Raw genomic sequence first — 19,434 nt, 5'->3', positions numbered from 1 at the left:
CTTTTGTGCATTTTTGCTGTTTTAAAGAAAGTGAAATCACAGTTTTTAGATCTAAAAAATCCTCTGCAAAGTAATTCAACCTGCTGTTTTTCATAATAAAGATTAGTTTTATATCTAATGGGTTCTAATTAATTATCAAGTGTGCTTTAGCGCAGATTTTTACTGTTTTTTATATGGAAAATAGGCCCTGCTCAGTTATTTAGTTCAATCGGTGAACGGTTAGTTTTTAAAAATGTGGGCTTAAAAAAGTCCGCAAAAAACAATGAAAAAATAAAATAATATAAGTAGGAGTGAATGATGAGACGGTGGAAACACAAGGTAGCATTAAGCGTGCTGTTTTGTTTTGGTGCCATTGCCAATGCGAACGCTGCTGGAAAATATGACAGCATCCCTCAGATGGGAAAAACCGCTAAAGCGGTGATGGCTGAATACGACGGTATGCAACAAGTTAACGGCGTAAAAACGCTGCAAGACTATATTGTTCAGGAAGAGGAGCTATTTGATTATCTATTCGAAAACCATCCTGTATTTAAGTATCAGCAATCAGGTAATTTGATTGGTGATTACCATATCAGTGACCGTGGAGAGGAGTATTTAGATACCGGCCACAGTCCAAATTATAGTGAGCGTGTTGGCACGCCACGCGCGGTCCAGTACCGTTTAGGTGCTAAATCAATTCTAGATTATCCAAACAACTTTGTTGGTCCTGAAAAGTGTGCCGAATGTCATGCGACTCAATATGAGAAGTGGCAGCGCTCGCGTCATGCTAAAACAATTCGTTTCCCTGGCGAACACCCAGAGGTGGATAACGACATTGAAAAGACCATGTACAACACTAAAGATACCTCGATTTTGCCAGATGGTATTACCCCAGACATGATCTATGCAACTGTTGGTACACCTCGTACTAAATACGGTTTCATCGATGCATGGCTAGTGCGAGGTACTTACCACATCAGAGACGGTTTACTGCGTGACGGCAGCGGTAAAATGGTGGCAGGTGCTAACCAGTTCTCTCGTGGTTGGGCTGAATGGTTAACCCCAGAGATGTCTAAGAAGATTAACGATGTTATCCCTGAATTCCCAACAACCTTAGCTGGTTTCGGTGGTTCTGGTTCGCACCAGCAAGGTATGAGCTCTTACGGCGCTAAGTACGAAAAAGAGATGCTGTTCCAACCAGCAAGTTCTTACTGTGAAGTTTGTCATACGTTCAAGTTTGACTTCCAAAACAAGCAAGAGTTCTTCGATGCATTAGGCGATCCTAAGAAGCTTCAAGAGCACACGATCTCTCGTGGTATCGCTTGTGAAGAGTGTCATGGCGCGGGTGGTCACTTAGATGGTGGTACTGGCGGTATGCAGTCTAACTGTGAACGTTGTCACCAACGCTTCCAGTATGACCCAACACTTGCTGACACGCCTCAAGCACAAGAAAAGCGTGAATACGCCTTCGGTGTGAAGATGAAGTCACTATGTCCATCATGTGGTACTGAAGGTTCGCAGATGTATAACTCTGTGCACTATGAGAAGGGCATGCGTTGTACTACATGTCACGATCCACACGAAGTGACTGATGGTGATTGGCAGTCTGGTTTCACTACGCCAAAGCTGAAGAAAGACTGTAAAGACTGTCACGAAGCACAGACTTTGATTGCTGAAAACTCAGATACTCACAATCAGCAAACTTGTCAAAGCTGTCACATGCCTAACATGGGTAGCTGTGAAAACTTCAAGGCACTGCAGTTCCCTGATCAAGCTGGTTTCGACGCAGTACGTAAGTCTCATATGTGGAAGATCCAGGTCGACCCAACTCTGAAGACACTTAACCCACCAGAAGGTGAGCCACGTACTCAAGGTCCTAAGGCTGGTAAAGGCTGGACTGTTGCGAAGAACGAAGAGGGTCGTAACTACCTAGATTTGATGTGGTCTTGTGCTCGTACCTCAATCTCTGATCACGATGTGGTTGAGAACAAAGGTTGTCACAGCCAGTTCCAATCTGAGCTAGAGAAAGGCCTACATTACGAAGACCAGTTAGAGATCTACGGTGAAGTAATGAAGATGCAAACGCCTGTTAAAGAAGTTTTCTCGAAAGTTGAGCAAGCTCTTGTACGCATCGACCAGCTATTAGAGGTCACTAAGTTGTCTACTGAAGACAAGACTCAGGTGCTAATGCTAGCTGAGAAGGCACAAGAGACTGTTGATCTTATTAAGAAAGATGGCTCTTGGGGTGTGCATGGCTTCCGTTACAGCCAGAAGCGTCTAGATGCAGCGCTAACTTATGTTACGCAAGCACAAAACATTCTAGATGGAACAGGTTACGCAGCTAAGTAAGCTGAATAACTCAACCGCCTCGGCATACATTGCACCGCAATAAGTGCCGAGGCAATAGAGAGAGAAGATGATGAAAAAAGCACTGGGTCAAATCTTAGTAACCCTGACATTAATCGCAAGCTCTACTAGTTGTTTAGCTGGTGGTGGCTCTGAGATGGCACCTGCTCATCGCTATGAACATCAGCTCAACACTATCAGCATGATGGAGGCTCAAACTTTAGTGGGTAAAGAAGGCGTCTATTTCTTTGATGTGAATACGCTGGAGTTATGGGCTGAAGGCTTTATTCCAGGTGCTGTCTACTTCAACGTTAAAGATTGGAAAAAGCTGCTTCCCGCAAAGAAAGATGCAGTCATGGTGTTTTACTGCGCCAATCGTCTCTGTAATGCCAGTGAGATCGCAGCGCATGCTGTGATGAAGCTTGGTTACACAGGTGTGAGGCAGATGCCTGATGGGATCTACGGCTGGCGTTTAGCCAATCGTCCGACTGAAAAACCCTAAGTAAGCAGTTAGTAAAATATAAAAACTATAAATAGATCAAAGACTAAAAATTTAAGCAATAACTCAGAGAATAGATTAATGAAAACATTTAAGAGAAATACCTTAGCCGTTATGACCAGCGTATCACTGCTTATCTCTGCAAATGCTATGGCGAACACAGAGATCAGCTCAGATGTTCAAAAAGAGTCCTACAGCATAGGTGCCTCACTGGGTAAATATATCTCTGGCCAGATCTATAGCCAGACCGAACTCGGCGCTGAGGTTGATGTTGAGCTGGTGATTGAAGGTGTTGTCGATGCCCTTAAGAACAAACCACAGTTTTCAGATGAAGAGATCTTAACTTTCCTTAACCAGCGTGCAGAGCAACTCAATACGGCAAGAGAAGCTGCCGAGGCCAAGATTGCGCTGGAAAACCTTACCGCTGGCAATAAGTACCTTACCGAAAACAGGAAAAAAGATGGCGTTAACGAGACTGATTCAGGTCTGCAGTATGAAGTCATCTCTGAAGGTGAGGGGCGTAAGCCAAATCCACAGGATGTGGTTACCGTGCACTACAAAGGTTTCTTAGTCGACGGTACACCATTTGATGACTCTTACGAGCGTAACGAGCCAAACCGTTTTGCTTTAATGAGTGTGATTGAGGGCTGGCAAGAGGGGATCCCCTTGATGAATGAGGGATCTAAGTACAAGTTTGCTATCCCTGCAGCACTTGCCTATGGCGAGAAACAAGTTGGCATTATTCCACCGAGTTCAACACTGGTGTTTGAGGTGGAGCTAGTGAAGGTTGAAGCGCCAGGTGAAGGCGCGCATGGCATGGGCCTAAGTGGTATGGGAATGGGTGGCATGATGGGACAGGGTAATCCTCATTAAGCCATATTCATTTATCCATTAAGCCATTTTTGAGAGTTGTTATGAATAGTCTAGCTGTCGGTATTGTGATCTCCTTGAGTGTACCTGTTGTACTCATTTGGCGACATCATCTCCAATCTGCTCACCTTCTGCTAAACGAAACGGCTGTGGGTGATGGGTCTTATCACCCAGCTCAGTTCTCGTTCGGTGAGATCAAGGTACCGGCAGCAGTGACTATTATTTTTTTGATCTCTTGTTTGAGCCTGTACGCCCAGGTAGGGCGTTTTGGTGAGTGGGATAAAGGTGTTGTTGATGAAAATATTGATTATCTGATCGCAGCAGATATCAATAAAAATGCTCGCAAAGTCAGCGAGCAACCTAAGAGTGAAATTGCATTATTAAATTTAGCTCAATCCTATATTGCAGGTGGCATGTATTCCGAGGCGATTAACTCACTCGATGAGCTTATTGCTTTGAGTGGCGAAGCTGCCGATCTGCTGGGGATGAAAGCGAGCGCCATGTACTACCGGGATAATCGAACCATGAGTCTGGATACCGAGCTGGTTCTGGCAAGGGCCTTGGCACTGGATAAGTTTGAGTTTCAATCTCGGTTATTAAAGGCGACCCACGCTTATCTTAATGGCCAATATGAGCAAGCCATTGAGCAGTGGCAGCTCTTGCTACAGAGCGAAAGTCAGAGCTTTAACCGAGCTTCAATTAATAATGCGATTTTTAAAGCAGAGCAAAAAGTAGCTGATCGTTCATAGGCTGAAACTGAGCATAGTCCTAAAGAGATGAAAGCTAAATAATAAAATATATCAGCAAGATAGCTGATAGATGGAGGATGCTGTGAGTGAAAATATAGAGAGACGGAGGTTCCTTAAGTGCTTAGGAGCCAGCTCTTTGATACTAGCCCCCTTAGGGTGTAGCTCGGTCAAAGAGGGGGAGTCAGATGCAAACAAGCCCCATTACGCTATGGTGTTTGATCAAAACAAATGTACTGGCTGCGGCGAGTGCAAGGAGGCCTGTAATCTCGCCAACAACTTACCTGAGGGTAAGTCGAGACTCTTGATGGAGCAACACTCTGGTGGGCTCGAAGGTCAGCCTTGTCCACATTGCGGCAAAACCACAGAGTGTGGTTGTGAGCGTAAGTTCGTTCGCGTGTCATGTCAGCAGTGTAAGAATGCTCCCTGTGTCACCGTTTGCCCAACAGGCGCGGCCCACAGAGATGAGAAGACAGGCATTGTGACTATGGACGCGGCTAAGTGTGCGGGTTGTAAGTACTGTATTGCGGCTTGTCCATATGATGCGCGTTTTATCAATAAAGAAACCGATGTCGCCGACAACTGTGATTTCTGTTTAAACAGTAAACTTGCCATCGGCGAGCTTCCTGCTTGTGTGCAGAAATGTCGTTACGATGCACTGATTTTTGGTGATATTAACGATCCGACATCCTATATCAGTAAGCTACTGCGAGTAAAAGATTCTGTGCGTATTAAGCCAGGGTTTGGTACTGAGCCGAGCTTACGTTACATACCAATTGTTAAGCTGGGAGTATAGATATGGACGGCAATATTGAGTTTACAATGGGGCTATCTGATGGCCTCGCTTGGCCTTGGCCTATTGCTGTTTATCTGTTTTTTGCAGGCATTTCTGGTGGTGCGCTAGCCACAGCGCTGTTCTTGCGCTTCTACAAAAAGCAGACAACCAACACACCATTTTATAAAGCGGCGGCACTAATCTCATTTGTGACCATTAGCTTAGGCATGTTGTGTCTGGTTTTAGACTTGACCAATCCGCTGTTCTTCTGGCGAATTTTGGTTTATTACAACCTAAATTCAGTGATGTCGATTGGTGTTATCGCGCTGTCGGTTTATATCCCGTTAGTGGCGGTGATCGCACTGTTTGCCCTTGAAGAGGAGATCCGCTCGATACCTGCACTTAAGGTATTAGTGCCTGTGATTGAGAAGCTAAAAGGTATTCGCCGCCCATGTGAAGTGAGCGTATTAGTATTGGCGCTTGCGGTTTGTGCTTATACCGGTTTCCTTATCTCGGCGCTGGTACGTTTTCCTATCATTAACACCTCTGTTCTGCCGGCGCTGTTTATTGCCTCTGGTATTTCAGCGGGCGCTGCAGCGGCAAAAATGCTTGCAGTATCCGTGTTTAAGGAAGACCTACATAGCCAAGATATGAAGATCCTTCATGGCGCTGAGTGGCCAATCATGATCGCTGAAATGCTGTTTATTTTCATGATTGTGACGTCGCTTATGACAGGTAATGCGGGAGCACAAAGTGCTTTTGACGCTTTCCATACAGGAGAGTGGGCTGCTGTGTTCTGGTTCGGTGTCGTTGGCCTAGGTTTCGGTGGTCCACTACTACTGAACTTTGCTACGGGTAAAACCTTTAGCCACAGCGCTAAAGCCTTTTACCTATCGGGTGTTTGCGCTGTTGCCGGCATGATGTGTCTGCGTATGTTTATCCTTTATGCGGGTCAACTGTACGCGATATAGCGGAAGTTAGGTTTTATTACCCCGTCCCTGCAAGGAGAGTAATAGAAGCTATTTTTTGAAATTATGACTCACACTCCTATCGGTTAATCCCTGCAAGGTACCGATAGGGTGTTGAGTTATCTACTTTTTCGTTAACTAATTTTTAATTTGAGTCCAGTATGAAAAAGCTTATCTCTCTTATCTTACTCATCCCCGCTCTTATCGCTTGTAGTCAAGGAAATAGCGCACCTGAACAGCTGGTTGCTCAATCGATTGGTGAGCACGACCGTTGTCATCTGTGCGGCATGATGATCACTAAATACCCCGGACCTAAAGGGGCGTTGCAGCTTAAGAGTGCTGAGATCTCACCTAAGTTTTGCTCGACGCGGGATATGTTTAATTTTGCTCTGCAGCCAGAAAATAAACGTCAGATCAGTCATCTGATGGTGCACGATATGAGCGTCACTGAGTGGAAAAAACCACAGGACACTAGCTTTATTGATGCCACTAAAGCTTGGTATGTATACGGTACGAGCCGAAAAGCTGTGATGGGATCGGCAGTTGCTTCCTTTAGTACAAAAGCGAGTGCAGAAGCTTTTGCCGAAGAGTTTGGCGGTGCCGTGCTTCAATATGAGCAGATCACCTTGGGCTTGTTAGCCGGAGAGTAAAGATGAGGTATTTGGGGGGATGGTGCCTATTGCTGCTCTCATGCTTTATTCAAGCTGAGACTCTTTATATTGATAGTCCCCAAACACTCAATGCTCAGCTGCAAGCAGCACAACCTTATGATCAACTGATCTTGGCTCCCGGCATATATCGAGGCGCTCTTGTTATCGATAAGCCGCTCTCCATCTCCGGTGATATGGAAGGGGAGGTCATTATCGATGCTGATGGAGAGGGAAGTGCGATCACCATTATGGCCCCTGATGTTGCGGTGACGGGGTTAAAGATCCGTAACTGGGGCAATGATCATTATGAGAAAGATTCAGGTATTCGGCTACTTGAAGGGGCGGACAGAGCCGATATTCGTCGCAATAGATTTCAGGGAGATGGCTTTGGAATAAGCGCTGACTCATCAAGTCATATCACTATTGCTGGAAATACGATCACAGGCAATGGCGAACTCTATTTCTTAGACAGAGGTGATGGGATCTACCTGCTTAATGCTATCTCCCCCTCGGTTTCAGACAATCGTATCTCTAAGGTTCGTGACGGGGTTTACCTTGAAACCGGCAGCTTTAGTCGGGTGTTCGATAATCAATTTTCAGACCTTCAATATGGCATCCACTATATGTACACCCACTCAGATGAGGCGTTTGGCAATCTCAGTCGCCATGTTGAGGGGGGTTATGCGCTGATGAGCTCTAAGTCGATCTACCTTCACCATAATCGGGTCTTCCACGCATTGGATTTTGGGGTACTGCTCAATATGACCAGCCTTTGTTTGATTGAATCTAATGAGGCGGAGCTTGTGTCTAACCCCAGCGAAAAAGTGGATCTAGGCCGTGAGGGAAAAGGCGTCTTTATCTATGGTGCTAGAGACAATTTAGTTTGGAATAACCAGTTTTCCCAAAATGATATAGGCATCTATATGGCGATGGGGGGCGAGGGCAATCGAATCTTTGAGAATCGATTTATCGATAACGTATCTCAAGTTAAATATGTGGGAGATGCTCTGCTTGAGTGGAGTTATGGTGGCCGTGGCAACTACTGGAGTAGTTACCAATCATGGTCTAGGGCTGGCCTGCAGGTGGGGCAAGGTGTTTATCACCCCAATGACAATCTGGACCGCTTATTTTGGCTCTACCCTGAAGCGAATTTTTTGATGGGAAGTCCGATAGTGATGTTACTTAAGTGGGCGCAGCGTGAGTTCGATATTGTCGAAGATACTGGCATTATCGACAGCTTCCCGCTATCAACCCCTAGCGACAGATCAGGGTTTGTTAATGAGTCAGGTATTACTCTTGTGGAGAGTGACTCCCTCTCTTTCGGTGGAATTTTTTATGGGAAATAGTGCTGTCAGTGTGAATGAGGTGAGCCATCACTTTGGTGATTTCAGCGCCTTGAAACAGGTGAGTTTTAGGGTTGAACAGGGGCAAACAATGGCCCTTTTAGGCCACAATGGTGCAGGTAAGTCGACCCTGATAAAAATAATTTTAGGCCTGATCGCTCCTGAGTTGGGTGAAGTCTCGCTGATGGGAGCTGGGCAGTGCTTATCATCTAGAGAGAGGTGTGTGCGACTGGGTTACCTGCCTGAGAATGTCAGTTTCTACGACAAGTTAACCGGCGAGGAGATCTTAACCTATTTCGCGGCGCTTAAAGGGGTTAGTAAAGCCAAAGTGGCCACACTTATTGAGGAGTTTGGCCTAGGTTATGCCAAAGATAGACAGCTGAAAACTTACTCTAAAGGGATGAAACAACGCCTTGGTTTTGCTCAGGCTATTTTATCTGAGCCCGATATTCTTATGTTAGATGAACCAACGGTAGGCCTAGATCCTCAGGCATCACAATTTCTCTATGGCAAGATTGCCGAGCTGAAAAGAACAGGCTGCGCTGTGATTGTCTGTACCCACGAGCTCTCACTCATTGAGCCCCATATCGACATGGCTATGATTATGGCCAAAGGTGAGCGTTTAGCCTTAGGAGATCTGAATCAACTTAGGTTGCAAAGTGGGTTAAAAGCCGAGCTCAAGTGTGACGGTTTAGCTCAAGTCGTTAAGCAGGAGCAAAGCTTGCTTAACCTGTATCAAGATGATGCTCTGCATTTTGAACTTGAGCAGCAGGAGGAGGTGGTGCGATGTTTAACCTCTCAATATGGCAAGTTTGATTTCTCACTGAGCAAGCCCGGACTTACTCAGATTTATCGTCACTATATGGGTCGTGATATGGAGAGTCATATTGGCTCTGAGCAGGCCTCGAGAATAATCCCAAAAGAGTCATTGTTGACTCGTCTTTCCAGCCAGTTTTTGAAAACGAGAAATGCGTAACATGTTATCTATCACTTCACTTAACTCACCTGTGTTTATTATCGCTGCCAAGGAGATTAAGGATAGCTTTCGAAACCGCTGGATAAGCTTTATTTCACTTATTTTTATTGTCTTATCCTTAAGTATTACATTTGCAGGTAGCGCGATAACCGGCACCTTGGCACTTCCCGCATTACCAAGCTTAATCACGAGTCTGTCGACAGTTTCTGTGTTTATTATCCCCTTGGCGGCAATTTTGCTCAGTTATGACGCTTTTGTGGGTGAGGATGAAGCGGGGACTTTGCTGTTGCTACTCTCCTATCCGCTGACACGATTTCAGATCATCTTGGGTAAGCTGTTAGGCCACGGTTTTGTCATGTTCGTGAGTATCTCCTTTGCTTTTGGCGGCACAGGAATATTGTTGCTGCTGTTAGGTGGATCTTATCCTGTTATGGAGACCTTACTGGTATTTATGCAGTTCATCTTAAGTAGCTTTCTGCTTGCGCTTACTTTTATCTTGGTAGGTTATTTGGTGAGCCTGCGCGCCACAGAGAAGGCTAGAGCGGTGGGCAGTTTACTCTTTATCTGGTTTCTGTTTGTGCTGCTTTATGATCTACTCCTGTTAGCTGTGCTGGTGGCCGAGTTGAGTGTCATTAACCAAAGCGTATTAAATTTGTTGATCGCTCTAAATCCTACGGATCTATACCGAGCGGTGAATGAGATGGCCATCGATTCGAGTGAGGGTTTATCACTGCTTAATGGAAGCTCTTGGGCGTTAGAGGGGTTATATGCCTCTATGCTGGCCTGGATCTGTGTATTGATGGCAGTATCTCATCAGCTGTTTAGACGTAAAAGCTTATAATATTGAATGTTAGCTAACTTAGTGATCTATTTGGTTTTATGGTATCTGTGTAGGCAAATAGAACCATCTGTTGGGGTTTTGCGAGAGTGAGTTCACGTATGTGAAAATAAGCATAGTCTTGTGTGAAGATAAGTTTGATTTGCGCTAATAATCACAGTATCTTTCGCTTGAAAATAACATTATTCGTATTAATCAGTATTTAACCCTCCTTCTGTATCAATGCTTGAGCATGGCTTGTGAGTCTGGGGGGATAAAGAGGTGTAAGTTGTTAAAAGTTACCCCTTATTTGGAATTAGACTGTGAAGCTAACCAGCTTGTCGACCGTGTGACTCGAACGACAATAGTGCTCACCTTTTCCGAATCTGCCATCCTCTCTCATCTGCTCACAACACCCGATGCAATATGTGATAAAGATGTGCTGTTGCAAGTGGGCTGGCCCGACCGTGTCGTTGCTGCTACTTCTTTAACTCAATGTGTCAGTACACTTAGAAAGAAGCTTGAGCCGTACCCCGAGGTGCAACTTAAAACTGTTGCCAGAAGAGGGTATCAGTTACATATCTCGATGAAGTCTCATGTGAAGATATTGGCCGTTAATGATGCGGAGTCGATAAAAACTGCGCTGTTTGATGTGTCGTTAATCGTTAAGCTTGGTGGGATAGTGGTGTTGCTAGCACTTATCGCATGGGCTTGGTTGAGCAGTGACAGCTACAATGTGATGCAGGAGACAGGCAAGTGGCGTTCAGATAAACAGATCCCGCTCAACTTAGGTGGTACCAATGAGAACGCACAGCTTATCTACCCAGATGGGGAGGATAGGCTTCACCCCTCTATGTGGCAGAAACATATTGCGCCGGAAACCAACCAGATCGCCAGCATTGATAACTTTAGTGCTTATGCATTTACCGATGGAGAGCACTACTCATTCGCCAGCTGCGAAACGGACAGGGATGGTCACTGTATTAGTGATCAGATGATCAATTTGGCGGCGATCGGATTAACGCCTGCTGGTTTAGACATGAAGGAGTTTATGAAGTTAAGCCGCACGATGGAGAAGCGGATCCGCTATAACCGAGTATTGCTACCTGCACATGTGGTATTTGAAGAGAAAGAGAAGATAAAGTCCGTTGAACCTGAGTTTATTGAGCATCACTATCATGGTGATATCTACTTCCCTGTGGCGAATGAGTTATTGGTGCGCGCAGATCTGGGTATATCTCTGGTTTATGAGGGGGAGAGTCGCGGTAAGTTTTACTCCTCTACCTGTATCACAGATGAGGATTGTTTAACGACGCCGATTAAATATCAGGTACGTGGTGAGTTTGAGCAGTACCAGGAGAAGATAGATAACCTAAATGTAGATGTTTTCTATGTGAAGGTTACTCAGAAAGACTTGATTAAACCTGAGGTTGTCAGCGCATCGGCGATGCATTTCTACCGCGAGATTAGAAAGCACAATATTCGCGATGAAGAGCTATTCTACTACCGTATTCATAGCGATAACCAAACCTCAGTCTGGGTGGTGCCTCTGATGGGCAATATCATCGTCTGGACCAAATATGAGAAGGTTGAGTTATAGAGAAGATCCTAGGTTCTAGGCCCTAATTCTAGGTGCGAGAATGCTGACTTCAGCCTGCTAGAAGGTAAGTTTAGGTCTGTTAGATGGTACCATTTCAGAATGAAACTTGGTTAGATGATCCGTCATCCTGAACTTGTTTCAGGAGCTAGTTTCAGGAGTTGGTATTAGACTGGGCAACTAAAGATGTACCTTCATTGCCTACCTTAGGTATCGTACATGGATAGATCAATGTCGTGATCAATATGGGCGTCCATAAATTCAACTCGAAGAGATATTTATGTTGGAGCCAGAGTCTAGTGTAGGTACGGCTGCGAGCTTTTAAAACAGGGATATTTTAGTAGAGCCCACATGGAGGTGCTTGCGGCGGTTCGCAGAAATATCTACACATTCAGCGAGCCGCAGGCTATAGACTAAAGAGAGGCTATGGTTACCCACTAACCATTAAATATAAAATAAGCCAAATAGAGTAATTAAAAGAGACTTCAAACTTGTTATCTGACAAGATTTGAAATCTCCTATAGACAGCGTTTATCTACTTGATAAACGCGAACGCATCACCATAGAGGTGATCCTCTTCGACACCAATTGAGCGGAACACTTCACGTGCGGCACCGACCATATCGAAACGACCTGCGATATAGATGTCGTATCCATTTAAGCTGACAAAATCAGCGCGGATCTGATCCAGTAGGTTGGCCTCTTTTCCTTTCCAATCATCACCGGCTTGCTCAATCACAGGGACAAAGTGCATCCAAGGGTGTACATCATGCCACTGTCTTGCAATCTCTTCGTAGTACATGGCATCGGCATTACGACATCCCCAGTAGAGGGTGGTAGGGATTTTTTGATCTAAGGCGATCTGGTGTTCGATAATACTCTTGATATAGGAGAAGCCTGTTCCTCCGGCGATCATCAAACGTGGTCGTTCACTCTCGTGGCGCAGGTGAGCTTCACCGCCTGGGACTTCAATATCGATATAAGCACCGTTTTGCAGGCACTCCTTCATACGCTCTACGACTTGCATTGGGTAGCTTTCGCTAACCGCTGCACCTATGTGTAGCTCGATATGTTCTGAGTCTGGGGCGGATGCGATAGAGAATGGACGCTTGTCCTTTTCGCCCATAACGACACAAAGATATTGGCCCGCTTTAAATTGGAAAGCGGTTTCAGGCTTAAGAATGATTTGGTAGACCGCATCATTAAATGGGGTCACTTTCTCTATCTGACAACGAATGGTGTTCATCTAACTTCCTTTATTTACCCCTCTTTGGAGGTTTAATAGCTATATTGGTAAAATTATAGGGTAGGGGCGTCATCTATGCCCAAGTCGGCCCAGATCTGGTCAACTTTATCTTTCACCGCTTGATCCATGACGATAGGTGTTCCCCATTCGCGATCGGTTTCACCCTCCCACTTATTGGTTGCATCCATGCCCATCTTAGATCCGAGCCCTGCAACCGGAGAGGCGAAGTCGAGGTAATCGATAGGTGTGTTCTCTATCATCACAGTATCACGTTTAGGATCCATGCGCGTGGTGATGGCCCAGATGACATCGTTCCAGTCTCGGCAGTTCACATCCTCATCTACCACGACGATAAATTTAGTGTACATAAACTGACGCAGGAACGACCAAGCCCCCATCATGACCCGTTTAGCATGGCCTGGATACTGTTTACGTATGGAGATCACGGCCATTCTGTAGGAGCAACCTTCAGGTGGCAGATAAAAGTCGATAATCTCTGGATACTGCTTACGTAAGATAGGCACGAATACTTCATTAAGCGCGACACCTAGCATAGCGGGCTCATCAGGTGGACGGCCTGTATAGGTGCTGTGGTAGATGGCATCTTTTCTGTGGGTAATATGGGTCACGGTAAAGACGGGGAATGAGTCTGTCTCATTGTAGTAACCTGTGTGATCACCATAGGGACCCTCTTCTGCCATCTCATCGGGATCGATATAACCTTCGAGAATGATCTCGCTGGTGGCTGGGACCTCTAAATCACAGCTTACCGCCTTGCAGACATCGGTGCGCTCACCCCGAAGAAGGCCTGCAAAAGCATACTCGCTCATGGAATCAGGTACTGGGGTCACCGCGCCTAGAATGGTCACAGGATCTGAGCCTAAGGCAACGACCACAGGGTAGCGTTCACCTGGGTGCTTCTCTTTAAAATCTTTAAAATCTAATGCGCCGCCACGGTGATCGAGCCAGCGCATTATCAGTTTGTCTTTCCCGAGAAGTTGCTGACGGTAGATCCCTAAATTTTGGCGCTTTTGGCGAGGTCCCTTAGTGATGGTTAATCCCCAAGTCACTAGAGGGGCGACATCACCAGGCCAACAGTGTTGGATAGGCAGTTTAGTGAGATCGACCTCCTCACCAGTCTTAATTACTTGCTGGCAGGGCGGGTTGCGGACAGTCTTAGGCGGCATGTTTAGGGCTTGCTTAAACATGGGGATCTTAGATATTGCGTCTTTAAATCCTCGAGGGGGCTCAGGTTCTTTCAGAAAAGCCAATAGCTCACCGACCTCTCTTAATGCAAGCGGGTCCTCTTTACCCAATGCCATAGCAACGCGTTTTGGCGTACCAAAAAGGTTAGCTAAAACAGGCATATCATTGCCTACAGGGTTTTCAAATAACAGGGCAGGCCCTTTAGCGCGTAACACGCGATCGGCGATCTCTGTCATTTCAAGATTAGGATCGACCGGATGGCTAATACGCTTTAGTTCACCTTGGCTTTCTAGGTGGTCTATAAAACTGCGTAAATCCTTAAAACTCATGTGGAAATAACCCTGCTTATAAATGTGATATTGCGCGCACTATAGCATTTTTAGTACACATGTTTAACTGCTTTAAATAGTCGATAAATAGATAAGTCAGAGGTAAATTACTTCTTGCTGAAAATAGGAGTAATATGGACGTTGAGTTGCTAAAGAACTGTGTGAGGAGAATAGAGATGGGTAGATTATCTGGATTAGGGCAAGTTACTGTTTTTTCTGCCTTACTGACTCTTTCTAGTCTAAGCGTGCAGGCCAACGAGCGTTTCAATTGGAGCAGTAATGTCTGGGTGCAACCCAGTTGGAGTAGTAGTTGGGGCAACCATTATCCAAATTACAGTAGCGGTTGGCGCTGGGGTTTGGGTGTAGGGACAGGCTCACCTTACTGGAATAATCACAGTTATTACTGGAATAGGCCTTGGTATCGTCCATATTGGCGGAATAACTGGGGCTATCCTTACCGCTACCGTGATAATTATCGCAACACGTATACAAAGCCCACAGCGCCTAAAGTGATTGCAGCTCCAGAGCAGATCACCACCAGTGTTCAGTTCGCCTCAGGTTTAAAAAGTCTACCTGCTAACGCCCGTGCTATACAAAAAAATGGTCATACCGTTTATCAGTGGCAAGGGGTTGAGTATCGGTTTGACTGGGAGAGTGAGACCTACCAAGTAGTAGAATAACGAGTCTTTTAATTTCATCCCTTAAACTCAGTCACTTCTCGACATGGAGAGTTCGCATCTAGAAGTGGTTTGGGTATAAGCCCTGTCAGAGCTTTAGTGAATAATGCTGGATAGAGTAATTGTATCTCCCTTATTTTTATCGACTAACTAAAATACATAAAGCACGATTCCCTTCCTATACTAGTAATAGCTATTTATTTCTCCTTCCGGCTTAAGCAGCCTTGAGCATATTTGAGTACTGAGTATGAGTGAATTAAAGAAATCGGAAATTCTTACTGAAAGCGGAACCAATGAACTCGAAATTATCGAGTTCCATCTACATAAGACGCTAGCGGGAGGCGGGCATAAAGTCTGCCATTATGGGATCAATGTGGCCAAGGTTCGTGAGGTCATCAGAGTACCTGATACGTCAGACTATCCAAATGCTCAATCTCATATGGTGGGGGTTTTCTCTCTGCGGGATAACCTTATTCCTTTAGTGGATCTGGCTGGATGGCTTGGGATCCCGACTCAGAATGATCTCGAGCATAAAGTGGTGATTGTGACCGACTTTAATAAGATGATTAATGGTTTCTTAATCGATAGTGTTCGTAGTATCCATCGTGTTTCATGGGAGCAGGTGGAGTCACCTAGCCAGTTCTTAGAAGCGGGGGAGCAGGACTGCGTTGTTGCTGTGGTTCGTCGTGAAGGGCACCTTATTATGGTGCTGGATTTTGAGAAAATTATCGCTGATATCAATCCAGAACTGAGCATGGATAAATATGATGTGACTCTGGATAAGAGTGTGCTGATTAATGATGAGATGCTGGCTAAGCGTGAGTCTAAAACCATATTGATCGTTGATGATTCTGCCTTTATTCGTAAGATGATAGAAAATACCCTTCGAACAGCTGGCTATAACATTATTACGGCCAAAGATGGTGGTGATGCGTTAGAGATGTTGGAGGAGTTTGAGAAACTTGCTGAGGAAGCCGGCGTATCGGTCGAAGAGATGGTGAGTGGGATAATTTCGGATGTGGAGATGCCAAGAATGGATGGATTACATCTACTTAAGCGTCTCAGAGATAAGTCGTCCTATAAGAATATGCCTATTGTGATGTTCTCATCGTTGATGAGTGAGGATAACCGAGGAAAAGCGTTAGCCCTAGGGGCTAATGATACCATCACTAAACCAGAAATTGGCCGTATGGTCACTATGGTCGATAGCTTTGTTCTTTAACTCTTGAGACTATTTAAGTAAGCGTATTAAGTGATACCAATAGGTGAGTTAACTTAATCAATTGAAGCATGCCACTGGCATGCTTTTCTATTTCTAGACCCTTCTGATATTGCAGGTATGAATAAGCTTAAGCAATTATTAAGCTCTCTTTAGCTAACGAGTTTAAGCCAGTTAACGATGGAATAGTTATCTATTTTGTAAAGTCTAAACATCTGCTTATTAGGACAGGCTATTTAACAGAAAAAGGGTGTAGAGCCTTGAACTCTACACCCTTTTCACCTCTCTTAACCTGATTGAGGGCTAGCTGATTTTGAACTGGCTGACGCTTTTTGCCAGATCGTCACCAAGCATAGATAATTGCTCAGCCGAGAGGCAGGTATCTTCAGTTTGTCCGTAGGTTGCCGCCGATATCTCGGAGACTGCGTTGACATTCTGACTCACCTCATCAGATACCGTTGCTTGTTGTCCTGCTGCATCTGATATGTGGGCAATTGAATTATTGATCTCATCCATGAATTCAGCAATTTGTCCAAGAGATTGCTCAGCAGATTGCACAAGCTCTGCGGTTGACTCTGCACTGGCACAGCTCTCCGTCATGGCCTTAAAGGCACTTTCAGATCTCTGTTGCAGTGTCTGGATTATGGTTTGGATCTCTTCTGTAGACTCCTGGGTTCTTGACGCTAATGAGCGAACTTCATCTGCAACGACGGCAAAACCTCGTCCCTGTTCACCAGCACGAGCCGCCTCGATGGCTGCATTCAATGCCAGTAAGTTGGTTTGCTCGGCGATACTGCGTATCACATCAAGTACCGTACCTATCTGTTCACTGTCTTTACGAAGGTTTTCGATGATCCCCGATGAATCCGTTAACTGAGTGGAGAGTGCGCTCATACTGCTTACTGCATTAATGACCACTTCTCGGCCATTACTGGCGGTACTTAAGGCGCTACTGGAGAGATCATTTGCTTGGTTAGCGCTACTGCTGACTTCTGAGGCGCTGGCTGACATCTCTGTCATCGCTGCAGCGGCTAGCTGAGCTTGAGATTGCTGCTGACTGACCTCATTCTGCGTCTGTTTAGCTTTGGTAGTTAATGCATCTGAGGCTGATTGCAGTTGCCCTGTGGAGCTGCTCACTTCGATGACTGTTTTCTGTATCTTCTCAGCAAAGAGGTTAAAGCTCGATGCAAGTAGTGATAGTTCATCCTGCCCTGTTACAGGTATACGCTTTGTGAGATCCCCTTCACCTTGCGCAATATCGGCAAAGACCTTATTCATTGAGTCTAAGCTAGAGATGATAGCTTTAGAGATAATATAGGCGATGACCAATCCGAATATGATGGCAATTAAGGCCACAGTTAAGAGTAGTGTCGATGACGTTTGCTGAGATTCATCGGCAGCCGCTGAGGCGGCGCTCATGGATTCAGCGATTGATGCTCTTAGTTCATCTAATTGATTGGCAACTTGAGGTCCAATAGTATCTAAAGTTTTGATACCCGCATTACGTGTACTGATGTAAGAGGAGACATTATTAGCAATGTTTGTATAACTAATAATGTCAGCTTTCGCTTCTGTTGCGTAGGTTCGGCGAGTTGGGTTTTCTAAACTATCTAATAAGGTATCTATCTGCTTTGTGGTGTCTGTTAGCTCTTTATTAAACCTGTCAACCTGACTTGGCTGGTTTTCAACCAGAAATTTAGATACATAAAGTCTACCTAGCAGCAGGCTACGAATGGCTGTTCCTGCAAGAAATGCGGCATGGATGTCACCATCTTCGTTAGCCGATTGCATTATTTTTGTTAATCCGCGTTCAATCTCAGGGCCTCGGGCATTTAATGTTTCCGTGACCGCTTTATTTCGCTTTTGCTGATTACTGACGACGATATTATTAAAAGTACTGACATAGGTGTCTTTGTTACTTTTAATTTCATTCAACATGGCGACTCGTTGCGGATTTTGGATCTCTAAAAAGGCTTTATCCAGTGCTGCTTGCCAGTTTTTACTTTGACTTTGGAACTGGGATACCCATTTATCGTCACCAGTTTTTACATAGTTTTTTACCGTTAGCCTGAGTCGATAGAGGCTGCTTGTGATATCAGCAGCTAGCTCAGTATCCGGTGCAAGATCGAAAGTGATCTGATGCATACGGTCGGCTAAACCGTTGAGAGCACTAATTCCTATTACAGTGATAATAATGAGAATAAGTCCCAATACTATGGGCGCAATCGATAATTTTTTAGCGACTGAGATGCTGGATAAAAGTTGCATAATGGTCAAACTCTTTAGAGGCTTTAATTAGGTATAGCAAACTTTATTGCTTGGCGAAATGTTGGCTTGAATTTAAATAAGATTATCTCAGTTGTTGCGCTTTTGCTAATAGATTGAGCTGGCTTTTTTGTGAAAACACATTTTTATATGGCTGATTGTGGTGCCATTTTGGGTTTTATTAACTAACTCATCTGTGGTGGTGATAACACTTCAATTTAGAGAATAGCGTTAAATCGTGATATTGACCTTTCCAGTAGCTGTGTTGCTTTAAAACTCTCTCTTTTTCGAAGCCTAATGTTGTTTCATTTAATACCAGTCTAGGGGTTTCTATCCTCGGAAAGTCATCCACTATGGCTTTCTCTATATTTCTCATTCAGCTTTACCCTTTAATAGAAGTTCATATCGATTAAGGGTAAACCCTTCCTCTTGGTATTGACCGATGTAATTCATGCCTAACTTTTTCAGTACCTTGATAGAGTCTAGGTTTTCAACAACCACATCACCGAGGACTCGGTCCAGCTTCATATGCTTTTTCGCATAATCGATACAAGCCAAATTTGATTCCGTGGCGAAGCCTTTGCCCCAGTAGTCAGGGTGAAAGCGATAGCCGATATCGACAGCATTAATACGGGGCTCATTTTTGAAGCCGCAAAAGCCGATGACCTCATCGCTCTCTTTTAACACCACCGCCCAACGACCAAAGCCAAACTTCTGATACTCCACTAACCAGATATTGCGGATGATCTGCTCTGCATCTTTAATGTTCTCACACATTCCAGCATCACCAGTAAAGCGGTTGACCTCTTTAGGTGCATTAAAATGATAAACTGCGCTTGCATCACCGAGGTTAAACTCTCGTATGATAAGACGGTCTGTTTCGGTGATTATTTTACTCATCTATATGCTCTCTTATTACTATCTGT

At 44.9% G+C, this 19,434-nt stretch carries 17 protein-coding genes; 13 read left to right on the top strand and 4 right to left on the bottom strand.

The window, feature by feature from the left end; genetic code table 11:
* Nucleotides 1-297: 297 nt before the first annotated feature.
* The 11 genes from K0625_RS04265 (at nt 298) to K0625_RS04215 (ending at nt 11,569) form a co-directional block, all read left to right on the top strand.
* Complete coding sequence (locus K0625_RS04265) at nt 298-2,328, top strand: cytochrome c3 family protein (protein ID WP_220108603.1); 2,031 nt, start codon at nt 298-300, stop codon at nt 2,326-2,328.
* A gap of 70 nt (nt 2,329-2,398) precedes the next feature.
* Nucleotides 2,399-2,827 (top strand): rhodanese-like domain-containing protein, encoded by a 429-nt coding sequence (locus tag K0625_RS04260; protein WP_220108602.1) that lies wholly within the window; start codon nt 2,399-2,401, stop codon nt 2,825-2,827.
* A 78-nt stretch (nt 2,828-2,905) separates the two neighbouring features.
* Nucleotides 2,906-3,697 carry an FKBP-type peptidyl-prolyl cis-trans isomerase gene (locus tag K0625_RS04255; RefSeq protein WP_220108517.1) on the top strand — a complete coding sequence of 264 codons (792 nt, stop codon included), beginning with the start codon at nt 2,906-2,908 and terminating at the stop codon, nt 3,695-3,697.
* A 41-nt stretch (nt 3,698-3,738) separates the two neighbouring features.
* Nucleotides 3,739-4,443, top strand: a complete 705-nt coding sequence (locus tag K0625_RS04250; protein ID WP_220108516.1) for a tetratricopeptide repeat protein — start codon at nt 3,739-3,741, stop codon at nt 4,441-4,443.
* A gap of 82 nt (nt 4,444-4,525) precedes the next feature.
* The gene (locus K0625_RS04245; protein ID WP_065204334.1) at nt 4,526-5,236 is read left to right on the top strand and encodes a 4Fe-4S dicluster domain-containing protein; all 711 of its coding nucleotides are present in this window, start codon (nt 4,526-4,528) and stop codon (nt 5,234-5,236) included.
* 2 nt (nt 5,237-5,238) lie between these two features.
* The gene (nrfD, locus tag K0625_RS04240) at nt 5,239-6,186 is read left to right on the top strand and encodes an NrfD/PsrC family molybdoenzyme membrane anchor subunit (protein WP_220108515.1); all 948 of its coding nucleotides are present in this window, start codon (nt 5,239-5,241) and stop codon (nt 6,184-6,186) included.
* Between the two features lie 158 nt (nt 6,187-6,344).
* Nucleotides 6,345-6,833 (top strand): nitrous oxide reductase accessory protein NosL, encoded by a 489-nt coding sequence (locus K0625_RS04235; RefSeq protein WP_220108514.1) that lies wholly within the window; start codon nt 6,345-6,347, stop codon nt 6,831-6,833.
* A 2-nt stretch (nt 6,834-6,835) separates the two neighbouring features.
* On the top strand, nt 6,836-8,179 hold the full coding sequence (nosD, locus tag K0625_RS04230; RefSeq protein ID WP_220108513.1) for a nitrous oxide reductase family maturation protein NosD: 1,344 nt from the start codon (nt 6,836-6,838) through the stop codon (nt 8,177-8,179).
* On the top strand, nt 8,169-9,152 hold the full coding sequence (locus K0625_RS04225; protein WP_220108512.1) for an ABC transporter ATP-binding protein: 984 nt from the start codon (nt 8,169-8,171) through the stop codon (nt 9,150-9,152). Before nosD ends, K0625_RS04225 begins: the two co-directional genes overlap by 11 nt.
* The gene (locus K0625_RS04220) at nt 9,145-9,993 is read left to right on the top strand and encodes an ABC transporter permease (RefSeq protein WP_220108511.1); all 849 of its coding nucleotides are present in this window, start codon (nt 9,145-9,147) and stop codon (nt 9,991-9,993) included. The genes K0625_RS04225 and K0625_RS04220 overlap by 8 nt, the downstream gene beginning before the upstream one ends.
* 265 nt (nt 9,994-10,258) lie before the next feature.
* On the top strand, nt 10,259-11,569 hold the full coding sequence (locus tag K0625_RS04215) for a winged helix-turn-helix domain-containing protein (RefSeq protein ID WP_220108510.1): 1,311 nt from the start codon (nt 10,259-10,261) through the stop codon (nt 11,567-11,569).
* A gap of 532 nt (nt 11,570-12,101) precedes the next feature.
* Here K0625_RS04215 and fre read toward each other — a convergent pair.
* The gene (fre, locus tag K0625_RS04210) at nt 12,102-12,812 is read right to left on the bottom strand and encodes an NAD(P)H-flavin reductase (protein WP_220108509.1); all 711 of its coding nucleotides are present in this window, start codon (nt 12,810-12,812) and stop codon (nt 12,102-12,104) included.
* A 53-nt stretch (nt 12,813-12,865) separates the two neighbouring features.
* Nucleotides 12,866-14,347 carry a 4-hydroxy-3-polyprenylbenzoate decarboxylase gene (gene ubiD / locus K0625_RS04205; RefSeq protein ID WP_220108508.1) on the bottom strand — a complete coding sequence of 494 codons (1,482 nt, stop codon included), beginning with the start codon at nt 14,345-14,347 and terminating at the stop codon, nt 12,866-12,868.
* A 176-nt stretch (nt 14,348-14,523) separates the two neighbouring features.
* Between ubiD and K0625_RS04200 the strand changes: the two genes are divergently transcribed.
* Both K0625_RS04200 and K0625_RS04195 read left to right on the top strand, forming a co-directional pair.
* Complete coding sequence (locus K0625_RS04200; RefSeq protein ID WP_220108507.1) at nt 14,524-15,027, top strand: hypothetical protein; 504 nt, start codon at nt 14,524-14,526, stop codon at nt 15,025-15,027.
* Nucleotides 15,028-15,271: 244 nt separating this feature from the next.
* Nucleotides 15,272-16,246: a chemotaxis protein gene (locus tag K0625_RS04195; RefSeq protein ID WP_220108506.1), complete on the top strand. Its 975-nt coding sequence runs from the start codon at nt 15,272-15,274 to the stop codon at nt 16,244-16,246.
* Nucleotides 16,247-16,546: 300 nt separating this feature from the next.
* Here K0625_RS04195 and K0625_RS04190 read toward each other — a convergent pair whose 3' ends face one another.
* Nucleotides 16,547-18,511: a methyl-accepting chemotaxis protein gene (locus tag K0625_RS04190; protein ID WP_220108505.1), complete on the bottom strand. Its 1,965-nt coding sequence runs from the start codon at nt 18,509-18,511 to the stop codon at nt 16,547-16,549.
* Between the two features lie 369 nt (nt 18,512-18,880).
* Nucleotides 18,881-19,408: a GNAT family N-acetyltransferase gene (locus K0625_RS04185; protein WP_220108504.1), complete on the bottom strand. Its 528-nt coding sequence runs from the start codon at nt 19,406-19,408 to the stop codon at nt 18,881-18,883.
* Nucleotides 19,409-19,434 lie beyond the last annotated feature (26 nt).

This window comes from Shewanella nanhaiensis, assembly GCF_019457885.1.
GTDB lineage: Bacteria > Pseudomonadota > Gammaproteobacteria > Enterobacterales > Shewanellaceae > Shewanella > Shewanella nanhaiensis.
This window is presented reverse-complemented; position numbering and strand designations above follow the sequence as displayed.